Source organism: Campylobacter concisus (assembly GCF_902460875.1).
Taxonomy (GTDB): Bacteria; Campylobacterota; Campylobacteria; order Campylobacterales; family Campylobacteraceae; genus Campylobacter_A; species Campylobacter_A concisus_AA.
The window spans coordinates 1-20,225 of record NZ_CABPVR010000007.1 but is presented as its reverse complement, the minus strand read 5'-3'; the positions used below and the strand labels follow the sequence as shown (position 1 = coordinate 20,225).

Annotated in this window: 20 protein-coding genes; 14 read left to right on the top strand and 6 right to left on the bottom strand. The window is 37.4% G+C overall.

Going from position 1 to position 20,225, the window contains the following annotated elements:
* Positions 1-3: 3 nt before the first annotated feature.
* Genes leuS through yajC form a run of 5 tightly spaced genes read right to left on the bottom strand, consistent with a single transcriptional unit; the run spans position 4 to position 5,652 of the window.
* Entirely contained in the window at positions 4-2,469 is a 2,466-nt protein-coding gene (gene leuS / locus F3H01_RS03960) for a leucine--tRNA ligase (protein WP_149724920.1), read from the bottom strand.
* Between the two features lie 8 nt (positions 2,470-2,477).
* Positions 2,478-2,816 carry a DUF6394 family protein gene (locus F3H01_RS03955; RefSeq protein WP_149724919.1) on the bottom strand — a complete coding sequence of 113 codons (339 nt, stop codon included), beginning with the start codon at positions 2,814-2,816 and terminating at the stop codon, positions 2,478-2,480.
* A gap of 9 nt (positions 2,817-2,825) precedes the next feature.
* Positions 2,826-3,797 (bottom strand): protein translocase subunit SecF, encoded by a 972-nt coding sequence (gene secF, locus F3H01_RS03950; protein WP_149724918.1) that lies wholly within the window; start codon positions 3,795-3,797, stop codon positions 2,826-2,828.
* A gap of 2 nt (positions 3,798-3,799) precedes the next feature.
* The gene (gene secD, locus F3H01_RS03945) at positions 3,800-5,380 is read right to left on the bottom strand and encodes a protein translocase subunit SecD (protein ID WP_021090931.1); all 1,581 of its coding nucleotides are present in this window, start codon (positions 5,378-5,380) and stop codon (positions 3,800-3,802) included.
* Positions 5,380-5,652 carry a preprotein translocase subunit YajC gene (yajC, locus tag F3H01_RS03940; RefSeq protein ID WP_021090619.1) on the bottom strand — a complete coding sequence of 91 codons (273 nt, stop codon included), beginning with the start codon at positions 5,650-5,652 and terminating at the stop codon, positions 5,380-5,382. Before yajC ends, secD begins: the two co-directional genes overlap by 1 nt.
* On the opposite strand from yajC, the gene F3H01_RS03935 reads away from it, so the two are divergent.
* Positions 5,628-6,920: an apolipoprotein N-acyltransferase gene (locus tag F3H01_RS03935; protein WP_188116345.1), complete on the top strand. Its 1,293-nt coding sequence runs from the start codon at positions 5,628-5,630 to the stop codon at positions 6,918-6,920. The two genes, yajC and F3H01_RS03935, sit on opposite strands and share 25 nt — an antisense overlap.
* Positions 6,921-6,966: 46 nt before the next feature.
* On the opposite strand, the gene metK is transcribed toward F3H01_RS03935, so the two are convergent.
* Positions 6,967-8,172, bottom strand: a complete 1,206-nt coding sequence (gene metK, locus F3H01_RS03930; protein ID WP_021090477.1) for a methionine adenosyltransferase — start codon at positions 8,170-8,172, stop codon at positions 6,967-6,969.
* A gap of 136 nt (positions 8,173-8,308) precedes the next feature.
* Between metK and sstT the strand changes: the two genes are divergently transcribed.
* The 13 genes from sstT to F3H01_RS03865 all read left to right on the top strand — a co-directional run bounded on the left by sstT (position 8,309) and on the right by F3H01_RS03865 (position 20,051).
* Positions 8,309-9,676 carry a serine/threonine transporter SstT gene (sstT, locus tag F3H01_RS03925; RefSeq protein WP_410470351.1) on the top strand — a complete coding sequence of 456 codons (1,368 nt, stop codon included), beginning with the start codon at positions 8,309-8,311 and terminating at the stop codon, positions 9,674-9,676.
* A gap of 87 nt (positions 9,677-9,763) precedes the next feature.
* The gene (locus F3H01_RS03920; RefSeq protein ID WP_149724916.1) at positions 9,764-11,485 is read left to right on the top strand and encodes a M3 family oligoendopeptidase; all 1,722 of its coding nucleotides are present in this window, start codon (positions 9,764-9,766) and stop codon (positions 11,483-11,485) included.
* A gap of 1 nt (position 11,486) precedes the next feature.
* Entirely contained in the window at positions 11,487-11,936 is a 450-nt protein-coding gene (locus tag F3H01_RS03915) for a hypothetical protein (protein ID WP_149724915.1), read from the top strand.
* Between the two features lie 51 nt (positions 11,937-11,987).
* Positions 11,988-14,057, top strand: coding sequence for an ATP-dependent helicase (locus F3H01_RS03910; protein ID WP_149724914.1), 2,070 nt, complete (start codon positions 11,988-11,990; stop codon positions 14,055-14,057).
* Entirely contained in the window at positions 14,054-14,875 is an 822-nt protein-coding gene (truB, locus tag F3H01_RS03905) for a tRNA pseudouridine(55) synthase TruB (protein ID WP_149724913.1), read from the top strand. Before F3H01_RS03910 ends, truB begins: the two co-directional genes overlap by 4 nt.
* Entirely contained in the window at positions 14,869-15,099 is a 231-nt protein-coding gene (gene csrA, locus F3H01_RS03900) for a carbon storage regulator CsrA (protein WP_021090864.1), read from the top strand. The genes truB and csrA overlap by 7 nt, the downstream gene beginning before the upstream one ends.
* Positions 15,096-15,839, top strand: a complete 744-nt coding sequence (locus tag F3H01_RS03895) for a 4-(cytidine 5'-diphospho)-2-C-methyl-D-erythritol kinase (protein WP_103589478.1) — start codon at positions 15,096-15,098, stop codon at positions 15,837-15,839. The genes csrA and F3H01_RS03895 overlap by 4 nt, the downstream gene beginning before the upstream one ends.
* A 15-nt stretch (positions 15,840-15,854) precedes the next feature.
* Entirely contained in the window at positions 15,855-16,307 is a 453-nt protein-coding gene (smpB, locus tag F3H01_RS03890) for an SsrA-binding protein SmpB (protein ID WP_103589496.1), read from the top strand.
* 8 nt (positions 16,308-16,315) lie between these two features.
* Entirely contained in the window at positions 16,316-16,912 is a 597-nt protein-coding gene (locus tag F3H01_RS03885) for a thioredoxin domain-containing protein (RefSeq protein ID WP_149724912.1), read from the top strand.
* Positions 16,913-16,974: 62 nt separating this feature from the next.
* Positions 16,975-17,409, top strand: a complete 435-nt coding sequence (gene flgB, locus F3H01_RS03880; RefSeq protein ID WP_054196421.1) for a flagellar basal body rod protein FlgB — start codon at positions 16,975-16,977, stop codon at positions 17,407-17,409.
* A gap of 8 nt (positions 17,410-17,417) precedes the next feature.
* A complete protein-coding gene (gene flgC / locus F3H01_RS03875; RefSeq protein ID WP_107686535.1) occupies positions 17,418-17,918 on the top strand; it encodes a flagellar basal body rod protein FlgC in 501 nt (166 codons plus the stop codon).
* Entirely contained in the window at positions 17,918-18,211 is a 294-nt protein-coding gene (gene fliE, locus F3H01_RS03870) for a flagellar hook-basal body complex protein FliE (RefSeq protein ID WP_021090507.1), read from the top strand. Before flgC ends, fliE begins: the two co-directional genes overlap by 1 nt.
* Positions 18,212-18,218: 7 nt before the next feature.
* Positions 18,219-20,051 carry a peptidoglycan D,D-transpeptidase FtsI family protein gene (locus tag F3H01_RS03865; protein ID WP_149724911.1) on the top strand — a complete coding sequence of 611 codons (1,833 nt, stop codon included), beginning with the start codon at positions 18,219-18,221 and terminating at the stop codon, positions 20,049-20,051.
* Positions 20,052-20,225: the final 174 nt, after the last annotated feature.

The window sequence follows — 20,225 nt, the reverse complement described above, 5'->3', positions numbered from 1 at the left end:
AATTTATCCTTTAATGACAAAATTTACTAATTTGCCTTTTATATAAATCTCTTTTAAAATTTCTTTTCCTTCAAGCCATTTAGCCACATTTTGCTTAGCTAGCTTTAAAATTTCACCCTCACTCTCACTCGCTGCCACTTCAAACTCAGCCCTTTTTTTGCCATTTACCGTAACTGCAAGAGCGATGCTATCTTTTACAAAAACATCTTCTTTTACAGCTATCTTTGTGAAATTTTTTCTACCAAAAAGCTCTTCACTAAGCTCATTTGCGATGTGCGGTACAATAGGCTCGAGTAAATTTAAAATAATAAAAAAGCCTTCAGTATTTACATCTTCGTTATCTTGTGCATTTATGGCGTTTAGTGCCTCCATGCAAGCAGCGATTAGTGTATTAAAAGCAAATGTGTCACCAAAAACTTCGGTTGATTTTTTAAGCGCTTCATAAATTTTTAGCCTTGCAAATTTCTCATCTTTGTTTAGGCTTTCATGGTCTATCTCAGGCAGTTTATCTATCTTTTTAATAGTTTGTGCCTTCTCCCAAAGCCTATTTAAAAACCTAAACGCGCCTTCAACTGCGCTATCGTTCCACTCAAGCTCTTTTTGGGGAGGAGCAGCAAAAAGGATAAATAGCCTTGCCGTATCAGCACCATATTTATTGATAATATCGTCAGGATCTACGACATTGCCCTTACTTTTACTCATCTTTTTACCATCTTTTAAGACCATGCCTTGAGTTAGCAAATTTTCAAATGGCTCATCGTCTCTTAGATAGCCTAGATCTCTTAAGACCTTTTGGAAAAATCTAGCATACAAAAGGTGCAAGATTGCATGCTCGATACCGCCGATATACTGATCTACATTCATCCAATAATTCACACTCTTTTCATCAAGTGCTTTTTGCTCCCATGTCTTCTCGTCGCTCGCAAATCTAGCAAAATACCAGCTACTCTCCACAAACGTATCCATCGTATCAGTCTCTCTGATCGCATCTTGTCCGCATTTTGGACACTTTGTAAATTTCCAAGTTGGGTGCTTATCAAGTGGGTTACCCTCGCCTGTGATTTCAACATCTTCTGGCAGTGCTATAGGTAAATTTTCCTCTTTTTCAGGCACTATGCCGCAGCATTTGCAGTGCACGACAGGTATTGGCGCACCCCAGTATCTTTGACGGGAAATTCCCCAGTCTCTTAATTTATAGTTCGTGATCCTTTTACCTAAACCATCTTTTTCAAATTTTTCTATTATGAAATTTTTAGCTTCTTCTGAAGTAAGTCCATTTATAAGCTCAGAATTTATAGCAACTCCATACTCAGAGTATGCTTTAGAACCGTTGCTCTCGCCCTCAAGTGGTTTTACAACTGGCTTTATAGGAAGATTAAATTTACTTGCAAACTCGAAGTCTCTTTGATCATGTGCAGGGACAGCCATGATAGCGCCACTGCCGTAGTCAGCTAAGATAAAATTTGCAACCCAAACTGGGATTTTTTCATTGGTAAGTGGATGAGCGACATAAATTCCTAAAAATTCTCCGTCTTTTTCGCTCGCTTGACGCTCTCTTGGGCTTTGATTTAGGATTGCTTTTATCTTTGCCTTTTTGCTTTCATCAATTTTATCACTCTCAAGCAACGCTTTTACAATAGGATGCTCAGGTGCAAGAGCTGTGTAGCTAACGCCGTAAATCGTATCAGCCCTTGTAGTAAACACCTCAAAGCCATCAAATTTACCACCTAAAGCCTCTTTTGAAGCTTCATCAAGATAAAATTTAAACTCCAAGCCGTAGCTTCTGCCGATCCAGTTTTCTTGCATTGTAATTACTTGATTTGGCCATTTGCCTTCAAGAAGCTTCAAATCGTCAAGTAGCTCGCTAGCGTATTTTGTGATGTTAAAGTAATATCCTGGAAGCTCTTTTTGTACAACATCATTACCACATCTCCAGCATTTGCCATCCTCCACCTGCTCATTTGCAAGCACGGTTTGATCGTATTCGCACCAATTTATAATTGCATTTTTTCTATAAACAAGCCCTTTTTCAAACATCTTTATAAAAAAGCTTTGCTCCCACTTAGTGTAAAGTGGATCAGACGTGGCTAAAATTCTCTTTTTAGAAAATGAAAAACCAAGGCTTGCAAGCTCTTTTTTCATATAGTCGATATTTTCGTAAGTCCAAATTTTAGGGTGAATTTTATGTTTTATGGCTGCGTTTTCAGCTGGCATGCCAAAGCTGTCAAAGCCAATAGGATGAAGCACGTTGTAACCGCTTTTTCTATATGATCTAGCCAGCGCATCACCGATAGAGTAGTTTCTTACATGCCCCATATGTATGCGTCCGCTTGGATAAGGAAACATACTTAGGATATATTTTTTCGGCAAGCTTAGATCGTCTTTTGGTTCAAATTCCTCATTTTTATCCCAAATTTCTTGCCATTTTTTTTCTATCTTTAAAGGCTCATATTTTCTCTTTTCAGCCATTTTTTCTCCTAAAATTCTTCTTGAGTTTTACTTGATTCTATTAAAACCAAGGCTAGTGAAAATATATTTGCGATGACTGCGCCAATAGCCAACGAATAGCTAAGTGTTATATTTTCAGAGACTTGCAAAATAACAAAAGCTGGTATAAGGTGCAAATCAGCAACCAGTGAACTTGCAAAAAGCTCAGCTGAGAGTAAATTTTTAACACCGATCTTAAGTAGCGTTGAAACCAAATTTATACTAGCCGCCACAAAAAGGGCGATCTCGTTTTTATCATATAAAAATTCTGCCGTAGTCGTAAGACTCATCAATGCAAAAAATATGTAGATAACTTTTCCCCAGTTCATTATCCCTCCTTACACAACGCCTTTCTCAAACATAGCACGCTCTTTTTCGCGCTCTTTTTTTATCTTTTGCTTTTCAGTCTCTCTACTTCTAAAATGCTCGATGCTAAATTTAAACCAGATAAGAAACGGCGAAGAGATGTAGATCGAACTGATCGTTCCTATGACAATACCAACGATAAGAATAAATGAAAATCCATGTATCATATCTCCACCAAATAAAAATAATACAAGAACCGTCATCATCGTAGTGGCTGAAGTTAAGATAGTTCTTGAAAGCGTAGCAGAAACTGACTCGTTTATAACGCCCTCGATGTCAGTTCTCTTACTCTCTTTGATACCCTCTCTGATCCTATCAAAGATAATAATCGTATCATTTAGAGAGTAGCCAAGCACCGTTAAAACAGCCGCTAGCGTATCCAAATTTACATCAATATTAAATAGCGAAATAGCACCAACAGTTATGACTATATCGTGAATTTCAGTTGCGATCGCAGCTAGTGCAAATCTCCATTCAAACCTAAATGTTATATAAAGAAGCACGCCAATTAGTGAAATTCCAAGAGCCATCAAGCCTTTTTCTCTAAGCTCGTCACCAACCTTTGGTCCAACGATATCAACACGTCTTACCTCAAAATTTCCAGTATCTTTTAAAATTTGCTTTATCTCAGTACCGATGTCGCCAGTTAAATTTGAGCTTGAACCTGAAAATCTAATAACAGCCTCATCTTCGCTTCCAAACTCAGTAACAGAGGCGTTTTTAAGCACTTCATTTGTGCTAAAAGCGTCGCGGATTTTATCGAGTGGCGCTTTGGTGTCGTATTTTAGCTGAATAAGTGTACCGCCAGAGAAATCAATACCGTAGTTTAACCCCTTTGTAGCAAGTAAAACGATAGAGCCAACAAATAAAAATATAGAAAATGCCAGTGAAGCAAATCTAAAACGCATAAAATCATAAACTTTTGCCTTAGTAAAAATTTGCATCATTAGCTCCTTTTATAACCAAACCAAAGTCTGGTATTTCCACTTTTTTCTATCTTGTCCATAGCAGCGTCAAACATGCCATGAGTACCAAGTATAGCTGTTAGCATCGAAGCCATGATACCTATCGCCATTGTCACAGCAAAGCCTTTAACTGGGCCAGTACCATAAGCATAAAGCACAGCAACTGTGATAATGGTAGTTAAGTTTGAGTCAATAATCGCACTCATAGCGTGCTCATAACCCTTTTGCACAGCTGTCCTTATCGCTACACCTTCACGCAAAAGCTCACGTATACGCTCATTTATGATGACATTTGCATCAACAGCCATACCGATCGTTAGCACAATACCAGCCATACCTGGCAAAGTAAGTGTCGCTCCAAAAAGCGCCATCACGGCTACCAATATAACAACATCCGCGACTAGTGCTATATTTGCAAAAATTCCAGAAATTCCATAATAAACTAGCATAAATAACACGACTAAGATAGATCCAGCAGCAAGAGCCACCATGCTTTGATTGATACTCTCTTGTCCCAAAGATGGACCAACGCTTCTTTTTTCCAGCATCTTAACAGGGGCTAAAAGTGCACCACTTCTAAGAGCGATCGCTACGTCGTGAGCCTCATCAAGAGTAAAGCCGCCACTAATCTGACCGCTGCCGCCACCTATTCTTTCATTTATAACAGGAGCTGAATAAACCTTGCCATCAAGCACAATAGCAAGCCTTTTGCCAACATTTGCACCAGTAAAATCGCCAAAAATTCTAGCACCCTCTGAATTTAGAGTGAAATTTATGATCGGTAGGTTATTTTGCTGAGAAAATGCAACCTTTGCATCAGTTAGCATCGAGCCATCAAGCACTGGGATATTTTTAACGACATATTTTACACGGTCATTTTTAGCATCTTTAAAGATCACATCGCCGTAGCTTTCAGCTTCAGCCTCACTCATTGTATTAGCCTGATCTTGTCTTTTATCATCAACTGCCATAAGCTGCAAGTGAGCAGCCTTTGCGATAAGATCTCTTGCTCTTTGTTCATCCTCTTCAGTCTTTATGCCAGGAAGCTCAACTAGGATATTGTCTTTGCCTTGTCTGGCAACAGTTGGCTCAGCTAGACCAAACTGATCGAGTCTGTTTCTAATAGTTTCAACAGCTTGCGAGATCGCATACTCGATCGTATCCGTTCTTTCTTGCTCGGTTAAAGATATGCTGTAATTTAAACCATCTTTTTTGATATCAAGCCCCTTTATCTCAGCTAGTGCTTTATCTACTTTTGGAGCTTCGTCGCCATCAAGGAGAGTAAAGTCAATGTTCTCTTCTTTAATCTTAAATTTATCAATTAACACATCTTCTTTTTTAGCATAATAATTTATACTTCCGGCTATTGATTTTATTTTTGAGTGAATAGCTTCGCTCGTTTCAACACCAAGCAGCATATGAAGGCCGCCTTGAAGATCAAGGCCAAGTGAAATTTTAGCCCCATTTTGAGTCTGAAAAAAAGATGGCACCGAAAAGCCAAAACCAAAAATCAAGGCTAATATTAAGATAATTAGCCTATATGTGACTCTTGCGTTACGCATTATTTATCTTCGATCTTTTTAGCTACAAACTCGCGTGCTATGCGAACGATTACATCATCGTTAAGTTTAACTTTGATAAAATCATTTTCGGCTTTAATCACTTCGCAGATAAGTCCGCCATTAGTTATTATCTTATCACCTTTATCAAGAGCTGCGAGCATTGCTGCATGGGCTTTTTGTTGTTTTTGTTGAGGTCTAATAACCAAAAAGTAAAATATGGCGAAAAGCACAACAAGAGGTAGTAATGATGTTAAAAAATCAGCGTTTTGCATGGATTTCCTTATTTGTAAAATTTTTAAATGGGCATTTTAGCACTAAAATTATAATAAAAGCCTTTGTCGGTGCTTTTTTGCTCTCCAACTTTATTTTTTTAAGCCTCTTCGAGAATTTGCTCTTAAATTTCATCTCGCCGTTTCTAACTTTGACTGGAATTTACATCATCATAAATTTAAGCAGAGCTGGTTTTTTCGCGGCTGGATTTTTCACAGGAATTTTATGGTTTTATTGGATCAGCTTTAGTTTTATCTACTATGAGCTTGTTTGGCTTATACCATTTGTCATCCTCTTTGTAGCCATTGTTTACGGATTTATGTTTTGGGTGGCTTCTTTTCCCAGTTTTGTCGTGCTAAGGGCTATTTTGCTATTTTTAGTAAGCTATATTCATCCATTTGGCTTTAACTGGTTTAATCTTGAAGCAACGCTTATTTTAGGCGCTTTTGAGCCAAGCACAAGAGGGCTTATATTTATATTTCTTGCAGCTATTTCTTTGAGTTTAAAAGGCAAAATTTTAAAATTTATCCTAGCTTTTATCTGCCTCATCGCCGCTTTGCAGTTTAAAAGTAGCGAGGCGAAAACTCTACCATTTGACGTGGAGCTAATAAACACCGATGTCGCTCAAAGGGTGCGCTGGGATAAAAACTTACGCATGAAATTTACAAATGACAATTTAGACTTAATAAATAACGCCATAGCCGAGCAAAAACGCTTTATTGTCCTTCCAGAGAGCGCATTTCCACTATTTATGACAAATGAGCCACTGCTCGTTGATGAGCTAAAAGAGCTTTCAAAAAAGATAACCATCGTAGCTGGCGCGCTTGCCTATGAAAATAAGCAAATTTATAACTCTGCATTTTTGTTTCAAGATGGCAATCTTAGGCGAATGGATAAGAAATTTTTAGTGCCATTTGGCGAAGAAATTCCTTTGCCAAAATTTATGCAAGATGCAGTAAATAAGCTATTTTTTGGCGGAGCTAGTGACTTTAAAAAGGCTGAAAATTTTAGCGACTATGAGATAGACGGAGTAAAGATCAGAAATGCTATCTGCTATGAAGCGACAAAAGAGGAGCTTTACAAGGGCGAATTTGACGTGGTTGTAGCTATCACAAACAATGGCTGGTTTATACCAAGTAGCGAACCTGTGCTTCAAAGGCTGCTTATAAAACACCTTGCCACAAAATACAATAAAACGGTCTATCACAGCGTAAATGGCTCAAAAAGTGAGATCATAAAACCTAAAAAAGTATTTTGGGATGAGTTTTAAAAAGAGAAATTCAAAGTGGCTTTTAGATAAAACCACTTTGATATGATTATTTTTTTAGTAAAGCCTTGAAGGTATCAACTGCATCAAGCTTTTCCCAAGGGTATTTTGCATTTCCTACTTGACCTTTTGCAGCTACTTTTGCGTATAAAAATGTATCTTTGCTTGGTTTATCAAGACCAAATTTATTTGTTATCCAGCGAGGTGTTAGAGCAAAATGCTCGCTTACAAAATTTGAAAGCATATCGTCATTTACGCCATTTGCATGAGTTCCCATAGTATCAACGCTAACTGAAGTTGGCTTTGCAACGCCTATTGCGTAGCTTATTTGGACGATACATTTTTTAGCAAGGCCAGCTGCGACTATGTTTTTAGCTATCCAGCGCGCTGCATAAAGTCCGCTGCGATCAACCTTTGTGTAGTCCTTGCTTGACTGAGCACCACCGCCTATTGGGCTATATCCACCAAAGCTATCAACGATTAGTTTTCTGCCTGTTAGACCGCTATCGTGAAGTGAGCTATGATTTACATATCTACCTGTTGGGTTTATGTAAATGATCGTTTTTTCTTTATTATATAGCTCTTTTGGAAGACCAGTTTCGTCTATTAAATTTTGTATTAGTGCGCGAAGCTCTTCTATCTTCATGCTCTCCACGCAAGGGGCAGAGACTACGATAGTATGGATACTTTGAGGTTTGCAGTTTTCAAAGTTGTCTTTGCTACCGTAATCAATAGTAACTTGTGTTTTTATATCAACACCAAGCTTATCAGGATTTGCCTTGGCAAATTTATAGACTTTTTCGCAAAGCATTCTTGCGTAAGTTATGGCTGCTGGCATAAATTCTTTCGCTTCGCAGCTTGCAAAACCAAACATAATGCCTTGATCACCTGCTCCGATCTCGCCGCTACTTTGATCAACGCCTTGATTTATATCTGGACTTTGTTGATTTAGGCAGACTTTGACCTCGATATCATCTGGGTGCAAGCATTGCTCTTTTGTGAAATTACTCTTTCCATCATACCCGATATGCGCAAGAGCATCTTTTACTATCTTTTCGTAGTCTTTATATGAGAGTTTTACTTTTGAGTTTATCTCTCCGCCTATTACTATATTTTTTCCAGCCACAAAGACTTCGCTTGCAACGCGTCCATTTGGATCTTGTGTTAAAATAGTATCCACTATGCTATCAGCGATTATATCAGCACATTTATCTGGATGACCCGGACTTACAACTTCAGAGGTAAATAGATACATTTTTATCCTTTTATTAACTAAAATTTGTGCAATTGTAACAAATCTATTTAAAAGGCTAATTAATCTTTATCAAATTCTTTATATTTAAAAATTGTTTAGCTAAAATCAGCAAAAAATTAATTTATTAAGGTTTCAAATGAATATGTTTAAAAACATTGCAAGAAGATACGCCGATGGAAATTTGATAGTTCAAATTTTAGTTGGTATCATCCTAGGTGCCCTAGTTGGCTTTTACACACACTACGAAGCAGCTCCTTATAACAAGATCTCAGCTAAAATTCAAACTATTCAAAACGAAAGTGGTTTGAGCGTAGATGAAGTTATAAAAACTCGCCTTAGTCAGGATGAAGCCAAACAGCTAAACGAAGCCAAAGAAAAAGCTAGTTCGGCTGATTCTATAGCAGCTTCAGCTTCAGTTTTAGGCGATCTGTTTAAAGGTGCGCTAAAAGCCATTGCTCCTATACTTGTTTTTGTCCTAGTTGCAACTTCTATCATCATAAAAGATTTTGGCCATGCAAAAGGCATGCAAAAGATCATTACTCTCTATCTTGTTGGTACATTTTTAGCAGCCGTTGTGGCAGTTGTTGCCAGTTTCTTGTTCCCAGTGGAGCTTTCTTTAAAAGGCCTACAAAGTGCTGATATGTCAGCGCCTCAGGGAATTACTAATGTTTTAAAAGATCTTATTTATAAAATGGTTGAAAACCCAATAAACGCTTTAGCTAATGGTAACTATATAGGTATCATCACTTGGGCAGTTGGTAGTGGTATAGCACTTAGAAACTCCACAGCTGAGACCAAAAAAGTATTTAAAGATATAAGTGATGGCGTAACTCATATTGTTAAATTTATCATTAGACTAGCTCCATTTGGCATTTTTGGTATGGTAGCTATTAGCATTCATGAAACTGGATTTGAGGTACTTGCAGGATATCTTAAGCTCATCTTGGTTCTTGTTGGGGCAATGCTTGTTGTCGCATTTATCGTCTATCCAGCAATGGTTTTTATATTAACTAGAAAAAATCCTTATCCACTTGTCATGATATGTTTAAAAGAAAGTGCTATTTCAGCATTTTTTACAAGAAGTTCAGCTGCAAATATCCCTGTAAATATGGCGCTTTGCAAAAAGCTTGGGTTAAAAGAAGAGCTCTACTCTATCTCTATCCCACTAGGAGCTACTATAAACATGGGTGGTGCAGCAGTTACGATCAGTATTCTAGCGCTCACAGCGGTAAATTCTATCCCATCTATAACAGTCACATTTGGCGACGCACTACTTCTTTGCTTCATCTCAGCTCTTGGTGCATGCGGCGCTTCTGGTGTAGCTGGTGGATCGCTACTTTTAGTACCGCTAGCATGCGGACTTTTTGGCATAAATAACGACATAGCAATGCAATTTGTTACAGTTGGCTTTACTATTGGTGTTATCCAAGACTCAGTTGAGACTGCGTTAAATAGCTCATCTGATGTACTTTTTACAGCAGTAGCTTCAGAAACTTCAAACTAATACTCATAAAATTTCAGCTAAATTTTGGCTGAAATTTTACTTTTATCCATTTTTTTGTAAAATATCCCAAAAATTTAAAGGATAAATATGCAAATTTGGGATCTAAAATCACTTTTTGCAAACGAAAAAGAGTGCGAGCAAAACGTACTAAATTTACAAAAAGAGTGCGAGAAATTTAAAGATAAATACCTTGAAAATTATGAAAATTTAAAAACAGACGAGTTTTTAAAGGCATTTGGCGAATATGAAAGCTTGATAGCTAAAATTTCAAAAGTAATGACTTATGCTTTTTTAAATTTTGCCAAAGATACACGCAAAGGCGCATTTTATGCAAAGATCGATGAGATAGCGACAAAAGCAAATGAAAATTTGATATTTTTTGAGATCAAATTTAATGAGTTTGCCCCTAAAAAACAAGAAGAGATCATCAAAAGCTCTAAAAAATATGGCTACTATCTAAGCAACCTCGCCAAAGCAAAACCACATCAACTTAGCGTTGCTGAAGAGAGGGTACTACTTCGTACTGCAAGCACTGGAGCTGATGGCTTTTCAAGGCTTTTTGATGAGAGCATGAGCAAAATGAGGTTTAAATTTAAAGGCGAGCTTTTAAGCGAAGAGGAGATTTTAGCCAAGCTTCATGAGAGCGATCAAAGCGTGCGAAAACTAGCCGCCAAAAGCCTTGCAAACGAGCTTGGCAAACACCAACACCTTCTTGGCTATATATATAATATGATAAAAACTGATCTAAAAACGAGCTGCGAGCTTAGAAATTTCAAGCTTCCTGAAGAGCCAAGACATCTTGAAAATCAAATCACCAAAAAAAGCGTTGACTCACTCATCGCCGTAACTGAGAAAAATTTTGATCTAGTTGCTAAATTTTACGAGCGCAAAAGAGAAATTTTAGGCCTTAAAAAGCTTTATGATTACGACAGATACGCACCTCTTAGCAGTGAGGGTGAGTATAAATTTGATGAGTGCAAAAAGATAGTTTTAAAAGCTTTTGGGGCGTTTTCACCTAAATTTGGCGAGATAGCTAAAAGTGCCTTTAATGACGGCTGGATCGATGTTTATCCAGCACCAAACAAGCGAGGTGGGGCGTTTTCTCACTCAGGATCAAGCGACACACATCCTTATGTTTTGCTAAACCACACCAACCAACGAAGAGACCTTTTCACGCTGGCTCACGAGCTTGGCCATGCTGTGCATCAAAAGCTCTCATATAATGTAAGCTACCTAAACTCAGACACTCCGCTAACCACGGCTGAGACAGCTTCAGTCTTTTGCGAGATGCTAGTTTTTGACCACATCAAAGAGGGCCTTAGCAAAAAGGAGAAAATTTCACTGCTCGCTGGCAAGATCGAGGATATATTTGCCACGCTTTATCGCCAGATAAATTTTACCACTTTTGAGCGAGCTGTGCACGCGCATGAGGGCGAGATCAGCCTAGATGAGCTAAATAAAATTTGGCTAAGAGAAAGCAAAAAGATGTTTGGCAAAAGCGTCACACTAAATGACTACTACAAAATTTGGTGGAGCTACATCCCGCACTTCATCCACACGCCATTTTACTGCTACGCCTACTCTTACGCGCAGCTTCTTGTGCTTGCACTTTTTGGACTTTATAAAAGCGGCAAATGCAAAAATTTTGTAGAAATTTACACTGAGTTTTTGAGCCTTGGCGGAAGCCTTAGCCCAAGCGAGCTTGTGGGTAAATTTGGCTTTGACATAGATGATAAAAATTTCTGGCAGATCGGCATAAACGAGGTTAAAAAGCTAGTAGATGAGTTTTTAGAAATTTCAAAGGATTAAGATGTTAGACGAAATTTTAGATGATGAAAAATTTTCACTTTTGATGAAAATGCACGTCTATGAGTGCATTGATTTTTTGTTTGAAAAAGGGGTAAATTTCTCAGTTATGGCAAATTTACCGCTAGTTAGCTTTGAGCCAAGCTTACCAGATGAGATAAGCAGGAGCTTTAGCATGCCAGTCATTATGTTTTCACTTGGTGGTTATACGCTTGAGAGTGCGAAACTAACGCAAGATGAGCTTAGCTTTGAGGCTGGATTTGGTAGTGAAAATTTTGCCTCTGTGGTCTCCTTTCCACTCGGTGCAGTGGTTCAAATTTTGGTTGAAAATAGCCCGATCCTTGTAAATTTTTCTATTCATAAGCCAAAAAAGAAGCAAGCGGACCACACAAAAAAATCGGTTTCAGTCTTTTTGCAAAACCCAAAAAATAAAGATATATTTAAGAAAAAATAGTAATTTTAAGCATTTTTGGCTAAAATCAAAAGAAAATTTAAAAAGCGAAAAATGGAAAATTTACCATCAAATTTAAACGAAGCCCAGCGCGAAGCAGCCACCCACATAGACGGTGCGATGCTCATACTTGCAGGTGCTGGCAGTGGCAAGACAAAGACGATCACAACTAGGCTTGCCTATCTCATCGGTGAGGTCGGCATAGACGCGGCAAACACACTAACTCTTACTTTTACGAACAAGGCCGCCAACGAGATGCGCAGCAGAGCCATGGCGATGCTAAGCCAAAGCGGTAAAAACTATTCGCCACTACTTTGCACATTTCACAAATTTGGACTTTTGTTTTTAAAGCTCTACATAGAAAAGCTTGGCAGAAAAAATAACTTCGTCATAATCGACACAGACGATAAAAAGCGTATCATCAAAAGCTTTGAAAGCCCGGTTGCTACGGCTATTTTGTCAAGTGAAATTTCAAACTATAAAAACTCACTTTTAAGTGTTGAAGAGGTCTATAAAAACGCAAATTTCTCTTCATTTGACAAGAGCAAGGACAACTTTTACAAGCAAGCAGCGCAAATTTATGAAAAGTACGAGGACTATTTAAAGGCAAACAACCTTGTTGATTTTGACGATTTGCTAGGGCTTACATATAAAATTTTAGATGAAAACGAAGAGCTTGCTAGAGAAATTTCAAACCGATACAAATATATAATGGTCGATGAGTATCAAGACACAAACGACCTTCAGTATAAACTGCTAAAAAAACTCTGCCTATGCCACGAAAACATCTGCGTCGTAGGCGATGATGACCAAAGCATCTACGGCTGGCGCGGCGCAAAGATAGATAATATCTTAAATTTCAAAGATCAGTTTAGCAACGTAAAGATCATCAGACTTGAGAAAAACTACCGCTCAAGCGAGGCTATATTAAAGGCTGCAAACGAGCTAATAGATCATAACCGCAACCGCCTTGGCAAGAAGCTTGTAGGCACAAAGGGCGAAGGCGAAGCTGTAAATTTGATAGAGAGCTTTGATGAGAGCGTCGAGGCTGGCAAGATCGCAAAGAATATAAAAGAGCTTTTGAGCAAAGGCGTGCAGGCAAAAGATATCGCGATCTTATACCGCATAAACGCACTCTCTCGCTCGCTTGAAGATGGGCTGAACAAAGAGCAGATCGCCTATAAAATGGTAGGCGGAGTTAAATTTTACGAAAGAGCCGAGATCAAAGATATCATAAGCTATCTAAGACTGATAAATAATCCAAACGATGACTTCTCAATAAGACGTATCATTAATCGCCCAAAGCGAGGACTAGGCAAAGTAAGCCTTGATAAGCTCGAAAAAATGGCCTTTGAGGGTAAAATTTCCATTTGCGAGGCGATTTCAAACATCTCTGATAACGACGAAGCCTTTAGTAAAAAGGTAAAATCAGCCCTTCTTGAGTTTGCAAACAACCTTAAAGAGCTTCAAGAAAGCAGCTCGGTTTTTGACCTCATAGATAAATTTGAAGCTAAATTTGGCGTGAAAAAATACTACGAGAGCTTGCCAGATGGTGCTGAAAGAGCAGCGAACATCGACGAGTTTTACGCTGTTTTAAAAGATCAGATCAAGCAAAATCCAAGCTTTGACCTGGAGGAATTCCTAAACGAGATCACGCTAACAAGTGAGCAAGACGGCATCAGCGATGAGGCTATTAGTATCATGAGCGTGCATGCGAGCAAGGGACTTGAGTTTGAGCACCTTTTTGTTATCGGCCTTGAAGAGGGATTTTTTCCGCTCATTGGCGATGGAAGCGACATCGAAGAGGAGCGCAGACTTGCTTATGTGGCGATAACAAGAGCCAAAAAAACACTTAGTCTAAGCTTTGCAAATTCGCGCTTTTACAAAGGTCAGCGCACGAGGCTAAATAAAAGCAGATTTTTAAGTGAGAGCGGTATCACGCATGGCTCGCTAGTCATCGAACAGAGTAATGAATTTAAAAAAGGTGACCTTGTTAAACATAAAATTTTTGGTATCGGCAGAGTGAGCGCGGTTAGCAAGATCAAAAAAGAGTTTAAACTGACCATAAATTTTGGTGGCAATGTAAGAGAAATAATGTCAAGCTTCGTGAAAAAGGCCGTATGAACGCCATCTTCGTGGCAAATAAGCCAGCTGGCATGAGCTCAAACCACTTTTTAGGGCGACTAAAGAGAAAATACGGCGTTAAAAAGGCTGGGTTTTCAGGCACACTTGATCCATTTGCAAGCGGTTGTTTAATAGTCGCTTTTGGCTCGTATACGAAATTTTTTAGATTTTTAGACAAAAGTCCAAAAGTCTATGAAGCGACGATCTGGCTAGGGGCAAGTAGTCCTAGCATGGATAATGAAAATATCACTGAAATTTCAAATGTAAAAGAGATAAATTTAGAAAAACTTGAAGCCATAAGAGGCGAACTGACTGGCAGAATAAGCTACATCCCACCAAAATTTAGTGCCAAGCATGTAAATGGTACAAGAGCCTACAGGCTAGCTAGAAACGGCGAAGAATTTGAGCTAAAGACAGAAACGATGGAAATTTTTGATAGCCAAATTTTAAACTACTCGCACCCATTTTTAGCTATCCGTCTAAGCGTAAGTGAAGGAAGTTATATCCGTTCGTATGCAGAAATTTTTGGGAAAAGACTTGGTTATAATGTAACTTTAAGCTCATTAAAAAGGATAAGTGAAGGCAAATTTTGCTACGAAAATGAAAAATTTTTGAATATTTGTGATTTTTTAAATATTCAGAAAAATACATACTTTGGGGACATAAATGATATTCTTGATGGTAAGAAATTAAAAATTAACGATTTTGAAACACAAAAGCAAGGAATTTATTTGCTAAATTATGATAAATTTATGAGCGTAATCCAAATCACGGATGATACTATAAATTACACTCTAAATAAGGTTGAAAAATGTTAATCCTAGCAAGAAAAGAAAATGAAGAAATTTTAATAGGAAATGACATAAAAGTTGTCATAGTAAATATTTCAAAAAATACTGTTAAACTCGGTATCGAAGCACCACGAAATACAATGATACTAAGAAGTGAACTAGCAAATGATATCAAAAACGAAAATATCCATGCCACAAAAACTGCAAGTGAAGCCGATATCCACGAGCTAGCTAAAAAAATCGAGAAATGAAAAGCTTTGCAAAGATAAATATATTTTTAAAGATAGTTGGCACTAGAGGCAGCTACCACGAAATTTTATCGCGCTTTATCCTCTGTGAGCAGCTTTTTGATGAAATTTATTTTAAGAAATCAGATTCGTTTGCTATAGAATGCAACAACAGCGATATAAAAGACAATATCATTCAAAAAGCAATAGATGAGCTAAAAAGAGCCAGCTTTTCAAACGAGCTTGACGAGTTTTTTAGCTCTCATAAAATCATCATCAACAAAAATATCCCAATAGGTGCGGGCCTTGGTGGAGGCAGTTCAAACGCTGCCACCTTTTTACTTATGGTAAATGACGAGCTAAATTTAAATATAAAACGCGAAAATTTGATGCAAATAGCATCTAAAATCGGCGCAGATGTGGCCTTTTTTGTAAGTGGCTACAAAGCAGCAAATGTAAGCGGCATAGGCGAGATCATAGAAGAATTTGACGATGAAGTGCCAAATTTAAATATCTTCACGCCAAATATTTTTTGCTCCACACCGATGGTTTATCAAGAATTTAGAAGCAATTTCTTACAATACATAGACGTTAATGCTGCAAAAAAAATGCAAAATTTAAAGAGTAAAGAGCTACTTGAAATTTATAAAAACGGGGAGTTAAACGATCTTTTTGCCCCATGCTTTAAGCTCTATCCACAGATGAACGAGTTTAAAGATAAATTTCTAAGTGGCAGCGGTAGTAGCGTATTTAGCGTAAAATAAAAGGTAAAAATTTTGATAAAAGAACTAGCAAAAAACAAAAAAGCTTTGCATGACTTTAGCATACTTGAAACCTTCGAGGCTGGCATCGTTTTAAAAGGCAGCGAAGTCAAAGCTCTAAGGGCTGGTAGAGCAAATTTAAAAGATAGCTTTGTGCGCGTCATAAAAGGTGAGCTTTTTTTACTAAACGCCCATATCAGCTATCTCGAGACTACACATAGCACATTTCGTCCAAATGAGCGAGCAGCCAGAAAACTTTTGATGCACAGAAAACAGATCGATAAAATTTTTGGTCAAGTCTCACAAGATGGGCTTGCTCTAGTCGTTTTGGCGCTTTATCTAAGCGATAAAAACATCGTAAAAGCAAGACTAGCCCTTGCAAAAGGTAAAAATTTACACGACAAGCGCGAGACTTTAAAAAGACGTGAGGCAGACAAAGAGGCAAGAGCTGCCATAAAAAGATATGTTTAAGGGATAAGATGAAAAATTTACTCGTTTTAATAATCACTTTATTTGCTTTTTTTGGTTGTGGCGATGATGAAAGCAGCAGTGCAAATTTTAAAGAATTTAGCCCAAATGAAGAAGTTAAACTTGTAGATGTGAGCGGCAAGGAGCTTACTTTAGTTCGAAAAGACCGCGGCTTTGCTATCAAAAATGATGAAAATAAGGTTTTAATGATCGATATTTTTGGTACATTTTGCCCGCCTTGTCAAAAAGAGGCAGCTGAGCTTACAAAATATCAGCTTGAAAACAAAGATAAATTTACGCTAGTTGGACTAACTCACTTTGAAAATGTCACAAATGAGTATGTTTTGCACGAATTTATGCAAAAATTTAACGCCTACTATTTCATAACAAACGATCAAAAGATAAATGATAGACTTGCCGAGCAGATCGTAAGAGACATCGAATATAAACACGAGATCGCGCTACCTTTTAAAGTAGTGATAAAAAATGGCGAATATCAAATTTTAACAGACGTAGATAGCGGACAATACGGGGTAAAATACTATCTTGGTGGCATAAAAGTCACAAAAATGAAAGAAGATCTGGCAAAAATTTATGAGACAAAATAAATTTGCCCTATATTTGGAACATCGTTTGCTTATAAAAATATGAAATTTCATAAGGATTTTAAATGTTTGTTTTAGATAAATCAAAATCTAGCCCACTTGTTGAATCAGCTCTTGCAGGCAGAGAACTACGCCAAAAACTAATCTCTGGCAATCTTGCAAACGTTGATACACCATTTTATAAAGCTAGAGATATAAGATTTGAAGATGTTTTAAAAGAAAAAGCAAATGAAATTTATAACACTTCAAGCCAAAAAAAACTACAACTTGCTAAGACAAACGAAGCGCATATGGCTGCAGTTGATTTTCCAAAAAGCGACACAGCTCAAATTTTCTTGCGTGATGGTCATATGGCTAGAAATGACGCAAATACAGTCGACCTTGACGTGGAAACAACAGAAATGGGCAAAAATACAGTTATGATAAACGCCCTTGATAACGCCTACAAGGCTCAAAGCAATATCTTTAAAAGCGTAATAGACGCAAGTGCTAAGAACTAGGAGAGATGATGTCATACTTAAATGATTTTGATATTAGTGGATACGGACTAAGCGCACAACGTTTCAGAATGAATGTCATCAGCTCAAACATAGCAAATGCTCAAACTACAAGAACGGCTGAAGGTGGCCCTTATAGAAGGCAAGAGGTCATCTTTAAAGAGATGAATTTTGATAAAATTTTAAACGATCAGCTTAAAAACTCACAAAGTTTGCTTGATTATGAAAATCCACTCGATGATCCAAGCTCACCAAAAAACGCTCACCCTGCCCTAACTAGCGTGATCGTAGATAAAGTGGTGCGCGACGATAAGGACTTTCAGCTAAAATATGACCCAAGTCATCCAGACGCAAATGCAAATGGCTACGTCGCATTTCCAAATATAAATCCGGTCATTGAGATGTCTGACCTACTTGAAGCAACAAGGGCATATCAAGCAAACGTGGCAGCCTTTCAAAATGCAAAAACAATAGCACAAAGTGCGATATCACTTATTTCAGGACAAGCATAATGATAAATAGTATAAATTTAGACAAAATAAATAAAAATGAAAATTCAAATAAAATAGCAAAAGCAGGCGAAGAAGGCGGCTTTGAAAATGCTCTAAACGACTCTTTAAAAGAGCTAAATAAAGTGCAAATCAACGCAGATAAAGCCATAGCCGATCTTGCAACTGGCGAGGTAAAAGATCTTCACCAAGCTGCTATTGCGATAGGCAAAGCAGAGACTAGCATGAAGCTTATGCTAGAAATTCGCAACAAAGCACTAAGTGCTTATAAAGAAATTTCTAGAACACAAATTTAAGTCATTAATGAATTCCAGAAAATCAAAAATAACCATACTTTTTTTATTAATTACTTTTGGAATTTCAATATTTGTACTTGTCATATTTTATAGGGCAAGTATCGAACGAAAGCTTCCTAGGCTTCAAACAAGCGATATAAATACGGCAATTCGTGGCAATATAATCACAAAAGATGGCTTTAGCATCTCTTCAAGCCAAAAACTCTACAAAGTGATGCTTGATACTAGAAACATCGATCCTAATAAAAAAGAAATGTTTATCAAGCTATATTCGCTTTACAGCGGCGACGATCCAAACAAAGTAAGAAAGATCATAAATGGTACAAAAGGCATCGTTACACTCTCATATAGTATTGATGCAAAGGGTGCTACCTACCTTCAAGAGCTATCAAGAAAGCTAAATCGTAAGAGCATTTTGGTTTCATACCTTGATCCAAAAACAGGCCTTGTTTCATTTCAGGGCATGAGAGTAATGGAAAGCGGACAAAATCGTAAATTTATGTCAAAAGATGCCCTCACACCAGCTATTGGCTACGTGAGCAAAACTGAAAGTGACGCGCTTACAAAAAGCAAAGGCGTAAAAGGTCTTGAGAGATATTATGAAGATTATTTAGCCCCTATACAAAATGCAAAAATTTTAGGGCCTCGTGATATTGGAAACAATATTATTTTAACAAGTGACTCAAATTTAGCAACAAGAGTAGATGGCTACAATGCGGTGCTATCTATACCATTAAAATTTCAAACTAAACTAGAGCAAATTTTAGATGAAAAGCGTGAATTTTTAGATGCAAAAGAGTTAGTTATATGCATAATGAATAGCAAAAATGGAGAAATTTTAGCCCTAGCTTCTAGCTCAAGGTATGATCCTTCAAATATAAGAAAGCAAGATTATAGCGCTCTAAATTCGACCGTTAGCGAATATGCTTATGAAGTTGGCTCAGTTTTTAAACCATTTATATTTTCTATCTTACTTCAAGAGAAGAAAGTAAATCCATTTGAGCTTGTAAATACCTATAATGGCCGATATCAACTTGGCAAAAGGATAATCAAAGATACCCATCCAGAGCCTTTTATGAGCGCTGAAGATATAATCGTGCACAGTTCAAACATCGGCATGATTCAGCTTGTTGAGCGTTTAAATGGGCCACAAATTTATCAAGGACTTTTAAATTTTGGCTTTTCAAGAAAGACTGGCATAGATCTACCTTACGAGCAAGTAGGTATGATGCCAACAGTTACAAAGCTAAACTCATCGACATATAAGGCGACTGTGAGCTACGGATACGGCTTGCAAGCTACATTTATGCAGCTTTTAAAAGCCTATAATACATTTAATAATAAAGGCATTGAAGTTACTCCTCACATGGTTGCCTACTTAGAGAGAAATGGAAAAAGATACGATTTGCCAAAGTCCGAGCCAGCTCAAGTTATATCACAAGAAACCGCAAAGATAATGAAGAGAATTTTAATAAAAACGGTTGAGAAAGGTACTGGACTAAAAGCCTTTACGCCAGGACTTGAGATAGGTGGCAAGACTGGAACTGCACACATTGCCTCAGGTAGTGGTGGATACAGCAATACCTACAATGGCTCATTTTTTGGCTTTGTAAATGACACAAGAGGTAATAGCTACACAATAGGCGTTTTAGCAAGGGATCCTAAAAGACCTTACTACTACTTCGGTGCTCAAAGTGCCTTACCTATGTTTAAAAAAGCAGTTGATCTGATGATTGAGGATGGATATTTATTTCCTGATGCAAATGTAATAGCTGAGTTTGAAGCCAAAAAAGATAAGCTTAAAAATGATAAGGCAAAACAAAAACCTGCTTTGGACTAAAATTTTAAAAACAAAAAAGACCTAAAAACTAAGCAAAAACTAAATATAAAATTTCTCTTGCTTTTTGGCTTTTTCTCTAATTGCAAAACCTTTAATGCCCTTAAAATACTTTTAGTTTCTAATAGCAATTAAATTATAAATAGAAAATCTAAACTGATCGAAAAGATTTAAGTC